The sequence below is a fragment of the Dietzia sp. DQ11-38-2 genome, assembly GCF_014145055.1.
Taxonomy (GTDB): Bacteria; Actinomycetota; Actinomycetes; order Mycobacteriales; family Mycobacteriaceae; genus Dietzia.
Genome location: NZ_JAALDW010000104.1, coordinates 1 through 2,597, shown reverse-complemented (window position 1 = coordinate 2,597; position 2,597 = coordinate 1). Strand labels below are relative to the sequence as shown.

Here is a 2,597-nt window from a genome sequence, read left to right as displayed (position 1 = left end):
CGTTGGCGCCGGGACGCGTGTCCGGGAAGCCCGCGAGGATGCGGGCGGTCTCTCGGAAGGTGCACAGCGGGGCGCCGCGGGTGGGGGTCACCGGCCGCCCGGCCCGCAGGTCGTCGACCACCCGGCGGGCCGAGTCGGGGGTCTGGTCGTCGAAGAACTCCCAGTTGATCATCACCACCGGCGCGTAGTCGCAGGCGGCGTTGCACTCGATGTGCTCCAGGGTGATCCGGCCGTCGTCGGTGGTGCCGGGGCCCTTGAGGCCCAGGTGGTCGGCGAGGGAGGCGAGGATCTCGTCGCCGCCCATCACCGCGCAGAGCGTGTTGGTGCACACGCCCACCAGGTAGTCGCCCGTCGGCGTGCGGCGGTACATCGAGTAGAAGGTCGCCACCGCCATCACCTCGGCCGCCGTGAGGTCCAGCACCCGTGCGCAGAACTCGACGCCGGCCGGCGTGATGTGCCCGTCCTCGGCCTGGACGAGGTGGAGCAGCGGGAGCAGCGCAGACCTGGCCTGCGGGTAGCGGGCGACGATCGCGGCGGCGTCATCGGCCAACCGCGCGCGGACGTCGTCCGGGTAGCTCCGTCGTGCGCCCGGGTGGACGATCGCCCCGGGTTCATCGGGCTTCTGGCCGAACTGCAGGAAGACCGGTTCGCCGCTCATCGGTCCACACCCCCCATCACCGGGTCGATGCTGGCGACGGCGGCGATCACGTCGGCGAGCATCCCGCCCTCGCACATGGCGGCCACCGCCTGCAGGTTGGTGAACGACGGGTCCCGGTAGTGGACGCGGTAGGGGCGGGTGCCGCCGTCCGAGACCATGTGCACGCCCAGCTCTCCGCGGGGCGACTCGACCGGCACGTACACCTGTCCCGGGGGCACCGCAAACCCTTCGGTGACCAGCTTGAAGTGATGGATGAGTGCCTCCATCGAGCTGTCCATGATGTGGCGGACGTGGTCGGGGGAGTTTCCCAGGCCGTCGGGACCGACCTTGAGCTGGGCGGGCCACGCGATCTTGGGGTCGTCCACCATCACGGGGCCGGGCTCGAGCCGGTCCAGACACTGTTCGATGATCCTCAGGGACTGCTTCATCTCGTCCACGCGGATGACGAATCGGTCGTAGCAGTCGCTGTGCGAGCCCGTCACCACGTCGAACTCGTAGGTCTCGTACCCGCAGTACGGATCGGTCCGGCGCACGTCGTGGGGCAGCCCGCTCGCGCGCAGCACCGGCCCGGTCACGCCCAGGGCGATGCACCCGGTGAGGTCCAGGTACCCGATGCCCTCGAGACGCATCTTCCAGATCGGGTTCTGGCGCAGGAGGAGCTCCATCTCGCGCAGGCGACCGGGCATCACGTCCAGCAGCTCCCGGATCGTGGGCACCGCCTCGTCGGGCAGGTCCTGGACCACCCCGCCGGGCCGGACGTAGGCGTGGTTCATCCGCAGACCGGTGATGATTTCGAAGACGTCCAGGACCATCTCCCGCTCGCGGAACCCGAACAGCATGGGGGTGCTGGCACCGAGCTCCAGGGCGCCGGTGGCGAGGGCGACCATGTGCGACGAGATCCGGTTGAGTTCCATGAGCATCACCCGGATGACCGACGCCCGTTCCGGCACCTGGTCGGTGATCCCGAGCAGCCGCTCCACCCCGAGGCAGTAGGCGACCTCGTTGAAGAACGGCGAGAGGTAGTCCATCCGGGTGACGAAGGTGACGCCCTGGGTCCAGTAGCGGTACTCGAGGTTCTTCTCGATCCCGGTGTGCAGGTACCCGATCCCGCAGCTCGCACGGGTGACGGTCTCTCCCTCGATCTCGAGGATGAGCCGCAGCACCCCGTGCGTCGACGGGTGCTGGGGGCCCATGTTGACGACGATGCGATCGTCGTCGGCACTGCGTGCGGCGTCGCTGATCGCCTCCCAGTCCTGTCCGGTCGCGGTGAGGACGGTGTCCGAGTCGGTTCTGTCGGCCATCAGCTGTATGCCCTCCGCTGGTCCGGGGGCGGGATGGTCGCGCCCTTGTACTGCACGGGGATCCCACCGAGCGGGTAGTCCTTGCGTTGCGGGTGGCCCTCCCAGTCGTCCGGCATCTGGATGCGGGTGAGCGACGGGTGCCCGTCGAAGTGGATGCCGAAGAAGTCGTAGGTCTCGCGCTCGTGCCAGTCGGTGGTCGGGTAGATCCTGGTCAGGGACGGGATGTGGGGGTCGGAATCGGGGGCCGAGACCTCCAACAGCAGCCGGCGGTTGTGGGTGATCGACTGCAGGGGGTAGACCACGTGCAGTTCGTGTCCCACGGCGCCGGGGTAGTGGACCCCGCTCACCCCGAGCGACATCTCGAAGCGGAGCGCGGGGTCGTCCCGGAGGGTCAGCGCGACCGCCGGCAGGTGTCGGCGCCGGACGTGGAGGGCCAGCTGCCCCCTGTGGACGACGACGTTCTCCACCGCGTCGTCGAAGGTCGGTCCGCCCCGCGATGCCAGGGCGGCGGTGAGAGCGGCGACCACCCCGCCGTCGTCGCCCTTGTCGTCGTCGGGCGCGCCTTCGTCCCGTGCACCGTGTTCCCCCTCGCCCGGGGCCCGGGTACCCCCCGGCATGTCGACGGGGCGCACGAGGCC

General features: G+C 69.9%; 3 protein-coding genes. All 3 read right to left on the bottom strand.

All coding sequences use genetic code 11. The features are described 5' to 3' along the window. Window positions 1-658, bottom strand: a 658-nt coding sequence (gene nuoE, locus G6026_RS04065) for an NADH-quinone oxidoreductase subunit NuoE (protein ID WP_182612328.1), incomplete at its 3' end; no start/stop codon positions are given. Continuing rightward, window positions 655-1,959: an NADH dehydrogenase (quinone) subunit D gene (gene nuoD / locus G6026_RS04060; protein WP_107755517.1), complete on the bottom strand. Its 1,305-nt coding sequence runs from the start codon at window positions 1,957-1,959 to the stop codon at window positions 655-657. The genes nuoE and nuoD, both read right to left, overlap by 4 nt. Beyond that, window positions 1,959-2,591 carry an NADH-quinone oxidoreductase subunit C gene (locus G6026_RS04055; RefSeq protein ID WP_347238061.1) on the bottom strand — a complete coding sequence of 211 codons (633 nt, stop codon included), beginning with the start codon at window positions 2,589-2,591 and terminating at the stop codon, window positions 1,959-1,961. The genes nuoD and G6026_RS04055 overlap by 1 nt, the downstream gene beginning before the upstream one ends. Between the last annotated feature and the right edge of the window lie 6 nt (window positions 2,592-2,597).